Origin of the sequence: Streptomyces flavochromogenes (assembly GCF_000717595.1) — a bacterium.
GTDB lineage: Bacteria > Actinomycetota > Actinomycetes > Streptomycetales > Streptomycetaceae > Streptomyces > Streptomyces flavochromogenes.
Map to the genome: position 1 here is coordinate 1 of NZ_JNZO01000038.1, position 15,567 is coordinate 15,567.

At 69.6% G+C, this 15,567-nt stretch carries 13 protein-coding genes and 1 tRNA gene; 5 read left to right on the forward strand and 9 right to left on the reverse strand.

Translation table 11 applies throughout. From position 1 onward, the window contains the following. Together IF00_RS0135075 and IF00_RS0135080 are read left to right on the forward strand one after the other, a co-directional pair. The coding region (locus IF00_RS0135075; RefSeq protein WP_030325206.1) for a pyridoxal phosphate-dependent decarboxylase family protein at window positions 1-1,131 on the forward strand (1,131 nt) is incomplete at its 5' end. Then, complete coding sequence (locus tag IF00_RS0135080) at window positions 1,128-2,549, forward strand: lysine N(6)-hydroxylase/L-ornithine N(5)-oxygenase family protein (RefSeq protein WP_030325207.1); 1,422 nt, start codon at window positions 1,128-1,130, stop codon at window positions 2,547-2,549. The genes IF00_RS0135075 and IF00_RS0135080, both read left to right, overlap by 4 nt. A gap of 14 nt (window positions 2,550-2,563) precedes the next feature. Here IF00_RS0135080 and IF00_RS0135085 read toward each other — a convergent pair whose 3' ends face one another. Next, window positions 2,564-4,366 carry a bifunctional metallophosphatase/5'-nucleotidase gene (locus IF00_RS0135085; protein ID WP_030325208.1) on the reverse strand — a complete coding sequence of 601 codons (1,803 nt, stop codon included), beginning with the start codon at window positions 4,364-4,366 and terminating at the stop codon, window positions 2,564-2,566. Between the two features lie 159 nt (window positions 4,367-4,525). Between IF00_RS0135085 and IF00_RS0135090 the strand changes: the two genes are divergently transcribed. Together IF00_RS0135090 and pyk are read left to right on the forward strand one after the other, a co-directional pair. Beyond that, window positions 4,526-5,209: an SIMPL domain-containing protein gene (locus IF00_RS0135090; RefSeq protein ID WP_030325209.1), complete on the forward strand. Its 684-nt coding sequence runs from the start codon at window positions 4,526-4,528 to the stop codon at window positions 5,207-5,209. Window positions 5,210-5,355: 146 nt separating this feature from the next. After that, window positions 5,356-6,783, forward strand: a complete 1,428-nt coding sequence (gene pyk / locus IF00_RS0135095; protein WP_030325210.1) for a pyruvate kinase — start codon at window positions 5,356-5,358, stop codon at window positions 6,781-6,783. Between the two features lie 3 nt (window positions 6,784-6,786). Here the strand turns inward: pyk and IF00_RS0135100 are convergent, their stop codons facing one another. Further along, window positions 6,787-7,572, reverse strand: coding sequence for a hypothetical protein (locus IF00_RS0135100; RefSeq protein ID WP_030325211.1), 786 nt, complete (start codon window positions 7,570-7,572; stop codon window positions 6,787-6,789). 109 nt (window positions 7,573-7,681) lie between these two features. Then, a tRNA-Leu gene (locus IF00_RS0135105) sits at window positions 7,682-7,756 on the reverse strand. 98 nt (window positions 7,757-7,854) lie between these two features. On the opposite strand from IF00_RS0135105, the gene IF00_RS0135110 reads away from it, so the two are divergent. Then, complete coding sequence (locus IF00_RS0135110) at window positions 7,855-8,511, forward strand: ANTAR domain-containing response regulator (protein WP_030325212.1); 657 nt, start codon at window positions 7,855-7,857, stop codon at window positions 8,509-8,511. 82 nt (window positions 8,512-8,593) lie between these two features. Here the strand turns inward: IF00_RS0135110 and IF00_RS0135115 are convergent, their stop codons facing one another. The 6 genes from IF00_RS0135115 to IF00_RS0135140 all read right to left on the reverse strand — a co-directional run bounded on the left by IF00_RS0135115 (window position 8,594) and on the right by IF00_RS0135140 (window position 15,520). Beyond that, window positions 8,594-9,310 (reverse strand): ABC transporter ATP-binding protein, encoded by a 717-nt coding sequence (locus tag IF00_RS0135115; RefSeq protein ID WP_030325214.1) that lies wholly within the window; start codon window positions 9,308-9,310, stop codon window positions 8,594-8,596. Further along, window positions 9,307-10,362 (reverse strand): ABC transporter ATP-binding protein, encoded by a 1,056-nt coding sequence (locus tag IF00_RS0135120; RefSeq protein WP_030325216.1) that lies wholly within the window; start codon window positions 10,360-10,362, stop codon window positions 9,307-9,309. Before IF00_RS0135120 ends, IF00_RS0135115 begins: the two co-directional genes overlap by 4 nt. A gap of 3 nt (window positions 10,363-10,365) precedes the next feature. Next, window positions 10,366-12,195 (reverse strand): branched-chain amino acid ABC transporter permease, encoded by a 1,830-nt coding sequence (locus IF00_RS0135125; protein WP_030325217.1) that lies wholly within the window; start codon window positions 12,193-12,195, stop codon window positions 10,366-10,368. A 5-nt stretch (window positions 12,196-12,200) separates the two neighbouring features. Beyond that, the gene (locus IF00_RS0135130) at window positions 12,201-13,130 is read right to left on the reverse strand and encodes a branched-chain amino acid ABC transporter permease (protein WP_030325219.1); all 930 of its coding nucleotides are present in this window, start codon (window positions 13,128-13,130) and stop codon (window positions 12,201-12,203) included. 116 nt (window positions 13,131-13,246) lie between these two features. Continuing rightward, window positions 13,247-14,464, reverse strand: a complete 1,218-nt coding sequence (locus IF00_RS0135135; protein WP_388305341.1) for a branched-chain amino acid ABC transporter substrate-binding protein — start codon at window positions 14,462-14,464, stop codon at window positions 13,247-13,249. A 561-nt stretch (window positions 14,465-15,025) separates the two neighbouring features. Beyond that, on the reverse strand, window positions 15,026-15,520 hold the full coding sequence (locus IF00_RS0135140) for a PaaI family thioesterase (protein WP_030325223.1): 495 nt from the start codon (window positions 15,518-15,520) through the stop codon (window positions 15,026-15,028). Between the last annotated feature and the right edge of the window lie 47 nt (window positions 15,521-15,567).

A 15,567-nucleotide genomic window follows, 5' to 3' on the forward strand; every position in this document is an offset into this window, starting at 1 on the left:
CACCCCCTCTGCGCCGCCCACCTCCACACCCCGCCCCTCGCCCTCGCCGCCGCCGCCGACCTCGCGGCCTCCGCACTCAACCCGTCCATGGACTCCTGGGACCAGGCCCCCGCCGCCTCCGCGATCGAGGGCCGGGTCACGGCCGCCCTCGCCGCCGAGGTCTACCCGGACGCCCCGCACCCCGACGCGCTCGTCACGACCGGCGGCACCGAGTCCAACCAACTCGCCCTGCTCCTCGCGAGGGAGCGCCTCGGCCCCGCCGTCCGCACCGTCGTCGGCGCCAACGCCCACCACTCCTTCCAGCGGGCCGCCTGGCTCCTCGGCCTCCCGGAGCCGTCCGTGGTGCCCACCCCGCGCGGCACCCTCGACCCGGCCGCCCTGCGCGAGGCGCTGACCACCCTCACCGGCCCGATCCTCGTCGCGGCCACGGCGGGAACCACCGATGAGGGCCTCATCGACCCGCTCCCGGCCCTGGCGGACCTCTGCGAGGAGCGGCACGCCGACCTCCACGTCGACGCCGCCTACGGAGGCCCCCTCCTCTTCAGCCGCCGGCACCGCTCCCTCCTCGACGGCCTGGCCCGCGCCCGCACCGTCACCGTCGACCTGCACAAACTGGGCTGGCAGCCGGCCGCCGCCGGACTCCTCGCCGTACGGGACCCGGCCGACCTCGCCGCGCTCGGGCACACCGCCGCGTACCTCAACGCCGACGACGACACCGAGGCCGGTCTCCCCGACCTCCTCGGCCGCTCCCTGCGCACCACCCGCCGCCCGGACGTCCTCAAGAGCGCCGTCACCCTCCGGGCCCTCGGCCGCACCGGCCTCGGCGAGCTCGTCGACACCTGCATGGACCGCGCGCAGGAGCTGGCCGACCTCGTGGAGAAGGCGCCGGGCCTCGACCTGCAGGCCCGCCCCACCCTCACCACCGTCCTGTTCCGGCCGAACGGCCCCGGCGTCACCGACAGGACCGTCGCCGCCGTCCGCCGCACCCTCCTGACCGAGGGCCGCGCCGTCCTCGGCCGCGCCGAGGCGGACGGCCGTCTCTGGCTCAAGGCCACCCTGCTCAACCCCCACGCCACCCCCGGCGACCTGGCTCAGCTCATCACCCTCGTGGAAGGCAGCGCGCACCGATGACCGGCAGCACCGGCAGCACCCCCCAGGACGACCCCGACCGCCCCCACGACCTCGTGGGCGTCGGCATCGGCCCCTTCAACCTCTCGCTCGCCGCTCTCGCGCACGGTCTCCCCGGCGGGCTCGCCACCGCCTTCTTCGAGCAGAAGCCCGCCTTCCACTGGCACCCGGGCCTCCTCATCGAGGGCGCCACGCTCCAGGTCCCGTTCCTCGCCGACCTGGTGACCCTGGCCGACCCGACCAGCCCGTGGACCTTCCTCAACTACCTGAAGAGCCGAGAACGCCTCTTCCCGTTCTACTTCGCCGAGAAGTTCCACATCCAGCGCGCCGAGTACGACGCCTACTGCCGCTGGGTCAGCGAGCGGCTCCCCGGTCTGCACTTCGGCCATCAGGTCGACTCGGTCCGCTGGAACCCCGAACGGCGCCTGTTCGAGGTCGACTTCACCCAGATCGAACCGGACGGCCAGGCCGAGGCCCTGGGCCGCGCGTACACCCGGAACGTCGTCCTCGGCGTCGGCACCGAGCCGTACGTCCCCGAGCCGCTCAAACCGCTCGCCGACGCCCCCGGCGTCCCCGTCTTCCACTCGGCCGACTACCTCGCGCACCGCGAGACACTCCTCGCCGCCGGCCACGTCACCGTCATCGGATCCGGCCAGTCCGGCGCCGAGATCTTCCTCGACCTGCTCCGGGCCCGCCCCGCCGGGGCCGAGCGAATCCACTGGCTGGCCCGCACCGAGGCCTTCGCGCCGATGGAGTACTCGAAGCTGGGGCTCGAACACTTCACCCCCGACTACACCCGCTACTTCCACGCCCTGCCCGAGCACGTCCGCGGCGAACTCGTGCCCCGGCAGTGGCAGCTGCACAAGGGCATCGACGCCGACACGATCGCCGCCATCCACGACGAGCTGTACCGCAGGACCCTGCACGGCGGCTGGCCGGACGCCGTCCTCACCCCCGGCGTCCGGGTCCGTACGGCCGGCCGGGTCGCCACCACCCAGGTCGAGCTGCACCTGGAGCACCTCCAGCAGGGCACCCGTTCCCGGCTCACCACCGACGCCGTCGTCCTCGCGACCGGCTACCGCGAGCGTCCGGTGGACCGGATGCTCGCCGGGCTCGACCCCTACCTCCGCCATGACTCCACGGGGCGCGCCCGTGTCGACGAGCGGTACCGGCTGGTCCTCGACCCGTCGGTGACCGGCGCCGTGCACGTACAGAACGCCGAGCGGCACACCCATGGCGTCGGCGCCCCCGACCTCGGTCTCGCGGCCTGGCGGAGCGCGACCATCCTCAACTCGGTCACCGGCAAGGAGCCGTACCCGCTGCCGCGCCGCACGGCCTTCACCAGCTTCGGCCTGGAGACACGAGAGGCGCCGAGCGTTCCGGCCCAGGGCCGGAAGCTGACGCCTCTCGTGCAGCAGTGAGAACCGGTTGAGTCCTAGAAGACGGGGACCCCGTCCCGCGTCAGCTTCCAGCCCACCGAGGCGAACAGGGACGGGTCGACCGTCCCCTTCGCCTTCACCCACTGGATGATGGTGTTGCGGATCTCGTCCGAGTTGGCCCACAGCTGCTGGGCTCCGGCGACGTGCGGGAACGCGCCGCCGCCGCTCGCCCGGTAGTTGTTGACCGCGAGGACGAACTTCGCCGCCGGGTCGAGGGGCTTGCCCTCGAAGGACAGGTTCACGATCCGGGAACCGGCCGGCTTGGCGATGTCGATGTCGTACGTGAGCCCGGAGACGGCGTCGTAGTTGTAGTCCGGGGTGTTGTCGGCGTTGGTCAGCTTCGCGGTGTCGACCGGAGCGCCCGCCGGGGTCTGGACGTAGTACCGCGCCGAGAACTCCAGGTAGTCCTTCAGCTGGGCGCCCGTCATCAGACGGGCCTCCAGGGTGTTCTCGAAGGGGTACAGACCGGCGGCGTCCTTGATGGAGACCTGGCCGGCCGGGATGCGGGCCGTGCGGGAGAAGCAGGAGGCCTGCGAGAGGACCGGCAGGGCCGCGTGGGCGCCGCCGGCGAGGGCGGCCTTCACGGTCTCGGCCTGGACGACGTTGATCAGGTCGATGATCGGCTCGTCCTTCCACGGCGCGTCGGCCGTGGTCATGGCGGCGGTGGAGGTGCCGATGATCTGGTTGACGTACTCCACGACCTTCTTGTGCTCGTCCCCGAGCAGCCCGGTGATCTCCGGGTCCTCCGCCACCGTGTTGGAGTTGAGGACCTGGGCGGCGACCTTCTCGACCGTCCAGCAGCCCCTCTCCCACACCAGGTCGAAGTCGAAGAGGGTGAGGCGCTGGCCCCACTTCAGGGGCTCGGACAGGACGACGTCCTTGCCGGTCTCCTTGTTCTTCACCCGGTACTCGGGGATCTCGGTGTGCGCGTGGCCGACGAGGATGGCGTCGATGCCCGGCACCTGCTCGGCGACGAGCCCGGCCGCGTTCTCGATGTGGGGGAGCTGGTCACCGTACGAGGAGGTGCCGCTGGAGCCGGAGTGCGCCGAGACGACGACCACGTCCGCGCCCATGGAGCGCAGCTTCGGCACCCACTTCGCGGCCTGCTCCTCAAGCCCCGGGAAGACCATCTTGCCGCTGACGTTCGCCTTGTCCCAGATGGCGATGCCGGGGTTGGTCAGGCCGAGTATCGCGACCTTGACGTCCTTGCCGTGCGGGGTGCGCAGCCGGTGCATGCTGTACGGGGCGAAGGCCGGGCGGAGCGTCTTGGCGTCGAGCGCGTTGGCGCCGAGCAGCGGGAAGTCGCACTGCTCCTCGAACTTGCGGAGCACCGGGATGCCGTAGTTGAACTCGTGGTTGCCGAGCGCGGCGGCGTCGTAGCCGATGGCGTTCATCGCCTGGGCCATCGGGTGGACCGGGCCGCGGCGAGCGGTGATCGGGTCGACCTTGGCGTAGTAGTACGACAGCTGGGTGCCCTGGATGGTGTCGCCGGCGTCGATGAGGAGGGTGTTGCGGCGGCCCTTCTCCTTGCGGACCTGGTCGACCAGGGTGGAGATCTTGGCGAGGCCGACGTCGTTGTGGGCCTTGTCGTCGAACTCCTTGTCCGTGAAGTAGTCCCAGTTGAAGACGTTGCCGTGCAGGTCGGTGGTGCCCATCACGGTGAACGAGTACCGCTTCCGCGGACGCGGGCGGCCGTGGCCGCCGTGGGCCTCGGCGGGAACGGCGACGGCTCCGGCGACGGCCACTCCGGCCCCGGCGGCGGCCGAGCGCTCCAGGAACGTCCTGCGGTTCAGCGGCATGTGTTTCTCCCCTTGTGGTTCTGTGCCGTCGGCGCCGACCGTGGCGCACAACGCGCGTAGATTCTGACCCGGACAGCCACGTCGGCAACAGAGCTTTCCGGTTACGGAGTGGGAAAGTGTTCGGTGGACGATCGCTGCCGAACACGGAGGAGTCAGGACGTGACGCAGGAACACGCGACCCCGGAAGCGCCCCAGGTGACGGTTCGTGGGGAAGGGCGTCTCGAGGTCGACCCGGAGCTCGCCCGGATCTGGGTGGCCGTCTCCGCCCGCGGGCCCGACCGGTCGGCGACGCTGGCGGACCTCACCCGGCGCAACGCCCTGGTGCTCGACCTGGTCAAGGCGCAGGGCTCCGCCGTGGAGAAGCTGGAGACGGGCAGCTTCTCGATCTCCCCCGAGCTCACCCGCAAGGGGCGGGGGGAGCGGGTGCACGCCTTCCACGGACGGGTGCGGGTCACGGCGGAGCTGACCGACTTCACCGTGCTCGGGGAGCTGGTGACCCGGCTCGCCGACCTGGAGCTGACGAGCGTCGACGGCCCGTGGTGGTCCCTGCGCCCGGCCTCCCCGGCATACGCGGAGGCCCGCAGGCTCGCGGTGACGGAGGCGGTGCAGCGGGCGCGGGCCTACGCGGAGGCGCTCGGCACCTCGCTCTCCTCACTCCTCGAACTGTCGGACGCGGGCGCCGCGGAGCCGCTGATGTCGCGGCGGGCGGCCTTCGGCTCGGCGGCCGTGGCGTACTCGGCGGAAGGGGTCGGCGAGGCCCCGCCGCTCGACCTCGAACCGCAGCGTCAGACCGTGACCGCCGAGGTCGTGGCGCGCTTCACGATGCGGCCGCCCGCACTCTGAGACAAGGGGCGCCGAGGCGCGAAAATCGCTCATCGGAGCACCCCGGCGCACAGATTCAAGACTTGTCAACAGCCTTTCACGGAAAGGTTGTTGAGTAGTCATGTCTTGCCAACTCGCTACTGGTGGGTAAGGCCTAGGCTCGAAGCATGCGCCGAGCGAAAATCGTTTGTACCCTTGGGCCCGCCACCGAAACATACGACCAGATCAAGGCGTTGATCGAGGCCGGAATGGACGTGGCCCGCTTCAACCTCAGCCACGGCTCGTACGCCGAGCACGAGGAGCGCTACCAGCGCGTACGCAAAGCCTCCGACGAGACCGGCCGCAGCATCGGAGTCCTCGCCGACCTTCAAGGCCCGAAGATTCGCCTCGGCCGCTTCCGCGAAGGCCCCGTACTCCTTGAACGCGGCGACGAGTTCGCCATCTCCGTCGAGCCGATGGAGGGCGACCGCCACTGCTGCGGAACGACCTACTCGGGCCTCGCCGCCGACGTCACCCCCGGTGAGCGCATCCTCGTCGACGACGGCCGCGTCACCCTCGAGGTCACCTCCGTCGACGGACCCCGGGTCAACACCGTGGTCATCGAGGGCGGCATGGTCTCCGACAACAAGGGCCTCAACCTGCCCGGCGTCGCCGTCTCCGTCCCCGCCCTCTCCGAGAAGGACATCGAGGACCTGCGCTGGGCGCTGCGCATCGGCGCCGACGTCATCGCGCTCTCCTTCGTCCGCAGCGCCCGGGACATCGACGACGTCCACCGGATCATGGACGAGGAAGGCCGCCGGCTGCCCGTCATCGCCAAGATCGAGAAGCCGCAGGCCGTCGAGAACATCGAGGAGATCGTCGCCGCCTTCGACGGCATCATGGTCGCCCGCGGCGACCTGGGCGTCGAGATGCCCCTGGAGCAGGTCCCGATCGTCCAGAAGCGCGCCGTCAAGCTCGCCAAGCGGAACGCCAAGCCGGTCATCGTCGCCACCCAGATGCTCGACTCGATGATCGACAACTCCCGCCCCACGCGAGCCGAGGCGAGCGACGTGGCGAACGCGGTCATCGACGGCACCGACGCCGTCATGCTCTCCGGCGAGACCAGCGTCGGGCGCTACCCGATCGAGACCGTGCGCACCATGAGCCGCATCGTCGAGGCCGCGGAGGAAGACGTCCTCGCCAAGGGCCTGCCGCCGCTGACCGACCGGAACAAGCCCCGCACCCAGGGCGGCGCGGTGGCCCGCGCGGCCGCCGAGATGGGCGACTTCCTCGGCGCCAGGTTCCTCGTCGCCTTCACGCAGTCCGGCGACACGGTCAAGCGGCTCTCCCGCTACCGCTCGCCGATCCCCCTGCTCGCCTTCACGCCGGACCCGGCGACGCGCTCCCAGCTCAACCTCACCTGGGGCGTCGAGACCTTCCTCGGCCCGCACGTCGACTCGACGGACGCGATGGTGGCCCAGGTGGACGAGGAGCTCCTCCGGATCGGCCGCTGCAGGCCGGGCGACATCGTGGTGATCACGGCCGGCTCTCCGCCGGGGGTCGCGGGCTCGACGAACCTGGTACGGGTCCACCACATCGGGGATCCGCTGACGTAGGGGTCAGTGCTTGGGGCCGACGTACTGGTCCATGAGGGCGACGTCGTCACGCCGTGCCACGGAGACATCGTGTGCCCCGGTCGCCCGGCGCCTGCTCCGCCAGGACACACCGACACGGTCCAGCGTGTCGGTGTACAGCCGCACTATGTCGTCCGAGGTGTTGGTGAAGAAGTAGCGGGGGTACTCGTACCGCTTCATCCGTCCACCGATGGTCTTCTCCGTCCAGTTGAGGATGCGCGACCCGTCGGAGTGGATCAGCCCTCGGATGAATGGCCACGAGTGGGCGTCGACGATCTCCTGCTGCCACGGTTCGAGGACGATGGCCCGCTCGTGCTTCCTGCCGGGTCCGTGCTGCGGAAAGAGGCAGACGAGGTGCTTGGAGTACACCTTGACGTCGCGGCACCCGGTCTTCCGCGCCCAGGAGGCCGTGTTGTCGGGGAAGACCGTACGCACGGCCGCCATGGCTTCCCGCTGTACTCCGGGCCAGGCGTCGTCGAGCGTGATCCGCAGGCTCGGCACCCGGTGCTGCCGGGGATGACTGATGTGCCCGTCGCCGAGGTACAGCCCGAGAAGGTACGCGTACGCGGCCTCGTCGAGCTCGCGTCCGTCGCACCGTGGGCAGAGCGGGCGGTGGCACCTGCCCGGGCTCTCGCCACGCTTCGCGCGGTCCTCGTGCTTCCAGGAGCTGATCGTGCCGGGTGGGACGTTCAGTGTCCGGGAGACGGTCGCGTTCTTCGCGCCGCTTCGTAGCAGGCTGAGTGCCCGTTGGCGCGTTCCGATGTCGTACATGTGGCCGACGGTGCCTGCTGTGGCGGCGGGGCTGAGTGCGGATCGACAGAGTTCACGCATGTGGGTGACGATCGCTGACTGCTCGTCGGCCTTCGAATCGAAGGAAAAGTGCCCCAGGTGGGATTCGAACCCACACTGTCCGCTGTTTGAGAGCGGCCTCTCTGACCAGTTGGAGTACTGGGGCCTTGGAAAGCCAGGGCATTGCCGCCCCTGTGGGGCACCACATTACAGGAGCTAGGTAGGCTCAGGGGAGCAGTACTTGCCCCGCAACGAGGAGCCCCCGTGACCGCCCCCGAGTCGCCCCAGCCCGCCGACGACGCCGACGCGTCGCACGTCCCGCCGCTGACGACCCGCGTCGTCATCGCAGAGGACGAGGCCCTCATCCGCCTCGATCTCAAAGAGATGCTGGAGGAAGAGGGCTACACGGTCGTCGGCGAGGCAGGTGACGGCGCCACGGCCGTCGAGCTCGCCCGCGAGCACCGCCCCGACCTCGTCATCCTCGACGTGAAGATGCCCGTCCTCGACGGCATCTCGGCCGCGGAGAAGATCGCCGGCGAGTCCATCGCCCCGGTCCTCATGCTCACCGCCTTCTCGCAGCGCGAGCTCGTCGAGCGGGCCCGGGACGCCGGCGCCATGGCGTACCTGGTGAAGCCGTTCAGCAAGAGCGACGTGGTGCCGGCCATCGAGATGGCCGTCTCCCGCTTCTCCGAACTCCGCGCCCTGGAGCAGGAGGTCGCCGACCTCTCCCAGCGCCTGGAGACCCGCAAGCTGGTCGACCGCGCCAAGTCCATCCTGCAGACCCAGTACGGGCTGACGGAGCCGGCCGCGTTCCGCTGGATCCAGAAGACGTCCATGGACCGGCGCATGTCCATGCAGCAGGTCGCCGAGGCCGTGATCGAGGACGCCGAGGAGAAGAAGGCGGCCAAGGGCCAGCAGTAGCGGCAGCCGTACCGTACGAAGAAGGCCCGCCCCACGTCACTGTGGGGCGGGCCTTCCGTTCTTGGTGCGGACCGAGCGGGGCTCAGTCCTCGCCGAGGTACGCCTTGCGGACGGACTCGTCGTGGAGCAGGTTCTGGCCGGTGCCCGAGAGCACGACCTTGCCGATCTCCATGACGTGACCCTGGTCCGCGAGGGCGAGCGCGGCCTGGGCGTTCTGCTCGACGAGCAGGATCGTGGTTCCCTGGGCCTTCAGCTCGGCGATGGTCGCCATGATCTTCTGCATCATGATCGGCGAGAGACCCATCGAGGGCTCGTCGAGCATGAGCAGCTTCGGCTGGGACATCAACGCCCGGCCCATGGCGAGCATCTGCTGCTCACCGCCGGAGAGCGTGCCGGCCGCCTGCTTGCGACGCTCGCCCAGGATCGGGAAGAGGTCGTAGGCGCGCTGGACGTCCTTGGCGATGCCCGCGGTGTCCTTCCGGAGGAAGGCGCCGAGGAGGAGGTTCTCCTCGATCGTCATCCGGGGGAAGATGTGCCGGCCTTCGGGGGAGTGGGCCAGACCCAGCGAGACGATCTTGTGTGCGGGGATCTTGCGGAGGGACTTGCCCTCGAACTTGATCTGGCCGCCGACCGGCTTGAGGAGCCCGGAGAGGGTTCGCAGGGTGGTGGTCTTCCCGGCGCCGTTGGTGCCGATGAGGGTGACGACCTCACCGGCGTTGACGGAGAAGGAGATGCCCTTGACGGCCTCGATCTTTCCGTAGGCGACGCGCAGGTCCTCGACTTCGAGCAGTGCGGTCATGCGTCGTTCTCCTTGCCCGAACCGGGGTCTTGCGGGGTGTCCTCCGAGGAGGTCTCCTCGGCAGCCGACGCCTCGTCGGCGGGGGCCTCGGGGGTCTCCGGGGTGTCGTCGGAGGCTTCGTCGTCGGACGCCTCGTCGGAGGCCTCGTCCTCGGACGGAGCCTCCTTCGCCGGGGCGTCCTCGGACGGCGCCTCCTCGGCGGTGGCCTCCTCGGCGGTGGCCTCCTCCGCCGGTGCGGCCTCCGCGACGGGCTCGCCCAGGTACGCGGCGATGACCCGCTCGTCGCTCTGGACGGTCTGGCTGTCGCCCTCGATCAGCTTCTGGCCCTGGACGAGCACGGCGACCCGGTCGCAGAGGTTGAAGATGAACCGCATGTCGTGCTCGATGACGAGCACGGCGATGCCCATGTCCCGGATGGCGAAGATGAGTTCCTCCGCCGCCCGCGTCTCCTGCGGGTTCATGCCGGCGGTGGGCTCGTCGAGCAGGATCAGTCCGGGGTCGCTCGCGAGGGCGCGGGCGATCTCCAGCTTGCGCTGCTCTCCGTACGGGAGGTTCTTGGCGAGGTGCTGTGCCTTGTCCTGGAGGCCGATGAACTCCAGGAGCTCCATGGCCCGCTCCGTCGCCTCCGCCTCGGCCTTCTTGAAGCCGGGCAGACGCAGCAGCGCCGACCAGAGGCCCTGCTTCATCCGGGTGTGGCGTCCGACGAGGACGTTCTCCAGGACCGTCATGTTGTGGAACAGACGGATGTTCTGGAAGGTGCGGGCGATGCCGGCGTCGGTGACCTTGAACGAGGTGGGCGGCAGGACCTTGCCCTTGTACCGGACCTCACCCTCGGTGGGGACGTAGAGGCCGGTGAGGCAGTTGAAGAAGGTGGTCTTGCCGGCGCCGTTGGGGCCGATCAGACCGACGATCTCGCCGCTGTTCACGGTGAGGTCGACGTTGCGCACGGCGGTGAGGCCGCCGAAGCGCATCGTGACCCCGCGGGCGTCGAGCACGGTCTCGCGGGCGACGGGCTCGGTGGAGTCCGCGGCCTTCGTGGTGGTGGTCGTCATGGTTCAGGCACCTGCCTTGGCGAGCGTGGCGGGCGTCTCGTCCTTCTCGTGGAACTCCAGCTGGTTGCGCCGGTTGGCGATCATGCCCTCCGGGCGGAAGCGCATGAGCAGGATCAGCGCGACGCCGAAGGCGAGGAGCTGGTACTCGCCCATGAACTGGAGCTTGTTCGGGATGAGGAAGAGCAGCGAGGCACCGACCAGCGGACCGCTCATCGTGCCCATGCCGCCGAGGACGACGGCCGCGAGCAGGAAGGCGGAGTTGGGCGGGATCGGTCCGGCGAAGAGGTACTGCTCCGGGGTCACCGTGTAGGTGACGTGGGCCTGCACGGTGCCGGCGAGGCCGGCGAGCGAGGCGCCGAGCGCGAAGGCGATGAGCTTGACCCGGAAGCCGTTGATGCCCATGGCGAGCGCGGCGGTCTCGTCCTCGCGGATGGCGACCCAGGCGCGGCCGATACGGGAGTCGCCGCTGCGCCGGAAGACCAGCACGACGACCGCCATGATCAGCAGCATCAGGAAGAAGTAGTTGGCGAAGCGGCCGATCGTGAAGCCGGCGATCGTGTGCTCGGCGCCGAAGTCGAACCCGAACATGCTCAGGTTAGGGATGGACGCGATGCCGTTGGAGCCGTTGGTGATGTCCGGACCGGAGGTGCCGTCGGTGTTCATGACGGCGATGCGGAAGATCTCACCGAAACCGAGCGTCACGATGGCGAGGTAGTCGCCGCGCAGGCGCAGGGTCGGGGCGCCGATGAGGACACCGAAGACCAGGGAGGCTCCGGCGCCGACCAGGATGGCGGCCCAGAAGGGGAGGTGCACGCCGAACGGCGAGGTCGGGGCGCCCGAGACGAGGGCGGCCGCGTAGGCGCCGACGCCGAGGAAGGCGACGTAACCGAGGTCGAGGAGACCGGCGAGGCCGACGACGATGTTCAGGCCCAGGGCGACCGTGGCGAAGATCAGGATGTAGACGCCGAGCGTCGCGTACTGGTCGTCGGTCTGGGTGAAGGGGAAGAGCGCCGCGGCCGTGAACGCGCCCGCGATGGAGAGGTTCTGGTGCTTCTTGGTGAGCTGCGCGGCCTGCTGCATGAGGCCCGACTTGTTGACGGCGGCGAACCCGAGGCCCGCGGTGATCAGGAAGCCGAGGAACAGCTCGTCGTACTCCGTGCCGATGCCGTAGGTGAAGACACCGAGCGCCACGGCGAGGATGCCCGTGATGATCAGGATCTCGACGGAGGAGTGCATCGAGGGGAGCCGGCGCACGGGGCCGGTCGCGAAGGCGGCCTTGAACGAGTCCCAGCCGTTGCCGGCGCGGTGCTTGAACTGGTCCCAGCCGGTGTCCTCCGGGTCCACGGGCAGCACCTTGGGCCGCTCGAAGGGGAGGGCGAGGGCGCCGAGGAGGGCGAGCAGGCTGGCGAGCGCGACGATCGCGCCGCCCGGCTCCAGGTTGACCGGTCCGCCGAGGGTGACGCTGATCGCGCCGACGGTGAACCAGGCGATGGCGAAGTTGGCGAGGGCGGCGAGCTTGAGCGCCGCGTCGGCGCCGGCCGGGGTCAGCCAGCGGGTGCCCTTGACGCCGTAGGAGGAGAGGGCGAAGAGGGCGGTGAGCAGGCCGGTGACGAGGACCTGCATCTGGAGGCCGCCGGGGGAGCCGTAGAACGTGAGGTCGCCCGGGAAGCGGGCGGTCCAGGTCCAGGCGGTGAAGCAGCTGGCGACGGTGAGGAGGCCGCCGCCCAGGGTGAGGGCGCGGGCGATTCCGACCGGCACGAAGCCGATGAGTCCGGTCGCCACGGCCGGCTCGGGCGCCGCGGGCGCCGTCGAGTTCTCGGAGATGGTGGTCATGGTGCTCACGCCCTGTCCGCGACGCGCTCGCCGAGGAGGCCTTGTGGCCGGGCGAGGAGTACGACGATGAGGAGTACGAAGGCCCAGACGTCGGCCCAGGACTGGCCGCCGAGCTGCTCCATACCGGGGATGTGGCTGACGTACGCCGTCGCCATGGTCTCGGCGACACCGAGGACGACTCCGCCGATCATGGCTCCGTAGATGTTGCCGATTCCGCCGAGGACGGCGGCCGTGAAGGCCTTGAGTCCGAGGAGGAAGCCCATCTTGTAGTCGACGACGCCGTACTTGAGGCCGTAGGCGACGGCGCCGACGGCGGCCATCGCGGCGCCGAGGGCGAACGCGATCACGATGATCCGGTCGGTGTTGACGCCCATGAGCTTCGCGGTGTCCGGGTCCTGCGCCGTGGCCTGCATGCCGCGCCCGGTGCGGGTGCGCATGACGAAGAAGGCGAGGAAGGCCATGCAGACGGGGGCGGCGATCAGGAGGAAGACGTCGCCGGTCTGGATGGTGACCGGGCCGAGCTCGATCGGGCCGCCGGGGATCTGCGGGAAGGTCCGGGCGGACTTCGCCTCCGGGTAGAAGGCCCAGACGGCCTGCTGGAGGGCGAGTGAGAGACCGATGGCGGTGATGAGGGGGGCGAGGCGTGGGCCCCCGCGGAGCGGACGGTACGCGAGGCGTTCCGCTCCGACGGCTATCGTCGTCGCGACGAGTACGGCACCGACGATCATGAGGGGCAGAGCGACCCACATGGTGGTGCCGCCGGGAAGGATGAGCCAGACCGTGAGGGCCCCGAAGCCGCCGGTCATGAAGATCTCGCCATGGGCGAAGTTGATGAGCTGGACGATGCCGTAGACCATCGTGTAGCCGACGGCGACGAGCCCGTACATGGATCCCAGTAGCAGGCCGTTGACCAGCTGCTGCGGCAGTTCGTTCACCGCATTGTCCTCCGAGACTTTCGACGGATGTGACACCGCGCGGGGAGCCAGGTGCGGCCCCCCGCGCGGTGAAAGTGGTGCTGAGTGGTGCTGGTGATGCGGAGTGGAGAGGTTGATCAGCCGCCGAAGGTGCCGGACTTGACGGGCTTGAAGGCGCCGCCCTCGACCTTGTAGACGGTCAGCTGCTTGTTGGTGGTGTCACCGAACTCGTCGAAGGCGACCGAGCCGGTCACGCCCTCGAAGGAGACGCCCTGCATGGCCTCGACGACCTTGGCGCGCTCGGGGACCTTGCCGCCGTTGCCCTCGGTGGCCTTCTTGACGGCCTCGATGATCGCCCAGGTCGAGTCGTAGGCGTAGCCGCCGTAGGCCTCGTAGGCCTCCTTGTAGTTCTCGGCCTTGTAGTTGGCCAGGAAGTCCTTGGCGGAGGGGAGGGTCTCGATCGGGGCGCCGACCGAGGTGGCGATGTCGCCGTCGGCCGCGGCCGGGCTGGCGAGCTTCACGTACTCGGGGCTGAAGATCGCGTCGCCGCCGACGACGGTGACCTTCGCGCCGGCCGCCTTGATCTGCTTGGCCAGCGGGCCGCCGGCCGGGTACTCGCCACCGTAGTAGACGACGTCGGCGCCGGAGCTCTTCACCTGAGTGGCGACGGCGCTGAAGTCCTTGGTGTCGGGGTTGATGTGCTGCGTGCCGACGACCTTGCCGCCGAGCTTCTCGAACTCGCCCTTGAAGGTGCCCGCGAGGCCGGCGCCGTAGGTCTTCTTGTCGTCGATGATGAAGGCCTTGGTCTTCTTGGCCTCGTTGAAGACGTACTGGGCGGCGAACGGGCCCTGGATGGCGTCCGTGGTGGCGGTGCGGAAGTACGACTTGTAGCCGCGCTTCTTCTCGCCACTGCTCCAGTTGATGCCCTGGCTCAGCGACGGGTTGGTGTTGGCCGGGGAGACCTGCACCAGCTTCGCGTCGTCGAAGACCTTCTGCATGGACTCGGCGACACCGGAGTTCAGCGGGCCGACGACGCCGAGGACGGACTTGTCGGCGACGAACTTCGTCGCGTTCTGCTGGCCCGAGGAGGGCTGCGCCTGGTCGTCCAGGGACTCCAGCTTGAAGGTCACGCCCTTGACGTAGGCCTTCTTGTTGGCCGTCTTGACCGCGAGGTCGGCGGAGTTCTTGATGCCGAGGCCGAGGGCGGACAGCTCACCCGTGAGGGGCGCGTCGAGACCGATGGTCACGGTGACGTTGCCGCTGTCGCCGTCCTTCGCGGCGCCCTTGTCGTCGCGCGAACCACAGGCGGTGAGGGTGAGTGCTCCCGCGGTGACCGCGGTGGTGAGTATGAGCATCGAACGGTTTCGCACGAAGGGTCCTTTCCCTGGCGCGGCCCCCTCGGATGAGGCGGTGCCGTGAAGCTGCGGAGCGAGGGGTGCCGTTTTGGAACGCCGGGCCGTACTGGGGTTGGTACAGGGCCGTGCAGTAGAACGCGCCCGGCGGCGCGGTGACTGGCGGTGACTCTAAGCGCAGGTGGGGAGGGTCGGGGAGCGCCGAGGACAGGATGTGACTGTCTTGTTATGCCGACGGGGAAAGAGTGTGCGCGCCGGGTGGGAAAACCGGGGCATAGGGGGCTGTAATGCGGTGTTCACATAGTGAGAACGCGCAGTTCCGCTAAGGGGCTTGAGCGATTCTTGGTACTGACGGTCCGCTCAGCGGACTCTCCGGATATCGGACAACGGCAGAAACCTGAGCGGACGAACCGGCCCCTCCGCTTCGGTATGCGCCACACCGTGTGCATGTGACACAGCGTGACGAATCCGGGGGTGGAGAGGCGTCCGGGGACGCCGAAGGGGCGGCACCCGCAGGTGCCGCCCCTGGTCGTACATGGCTGGTCAGGCCCTGTGTGTCACCGCTCAGGCGTTCGAGGTGTCCGGAATGCTGGACGCGTCCTTCGCGGTGACCTCACGCAGCAGGCACGTCAGTCGCGCCGTGCACACCCGCTTCTCCTGCTCGTCGGTGATCACGATCTCGTACGTGGCCGTCGACCGCCCGCGGTGCACCGGCGTCGCCACACCGGTCACCAGACCGCTGCGCACCCCGCGGTGATGGGTGCAGTTCAGGTCGACGCCCACCGCGATCTTCGAGACCCCGCCGTGCAGCATCGAGCCGATGGAGCCCAGCGTCTCCGCGAGCACCGCCGAGGCGCCGCCGTGCAGCAGGCCGTACGGCTGGGTGTTGCCCTCCACGGGCATGGTGCCGACGACCCGCTCGGCGGAGGCCTCCAGGATCTGGACGCCCATCCGGTTGCCGAGGTGCCCGGCCGAGAAGAGCGCCGGGAGGTCGACACCCAGCGCCGCGTACTCGTCGAGGACCTCCTGCGGGAACTTCACGTGCTGCTGCTCACCCATGCCCGGCTCCGTTCTTTTCGTACGTCTTCGTACGGCTGGTCTTCCTG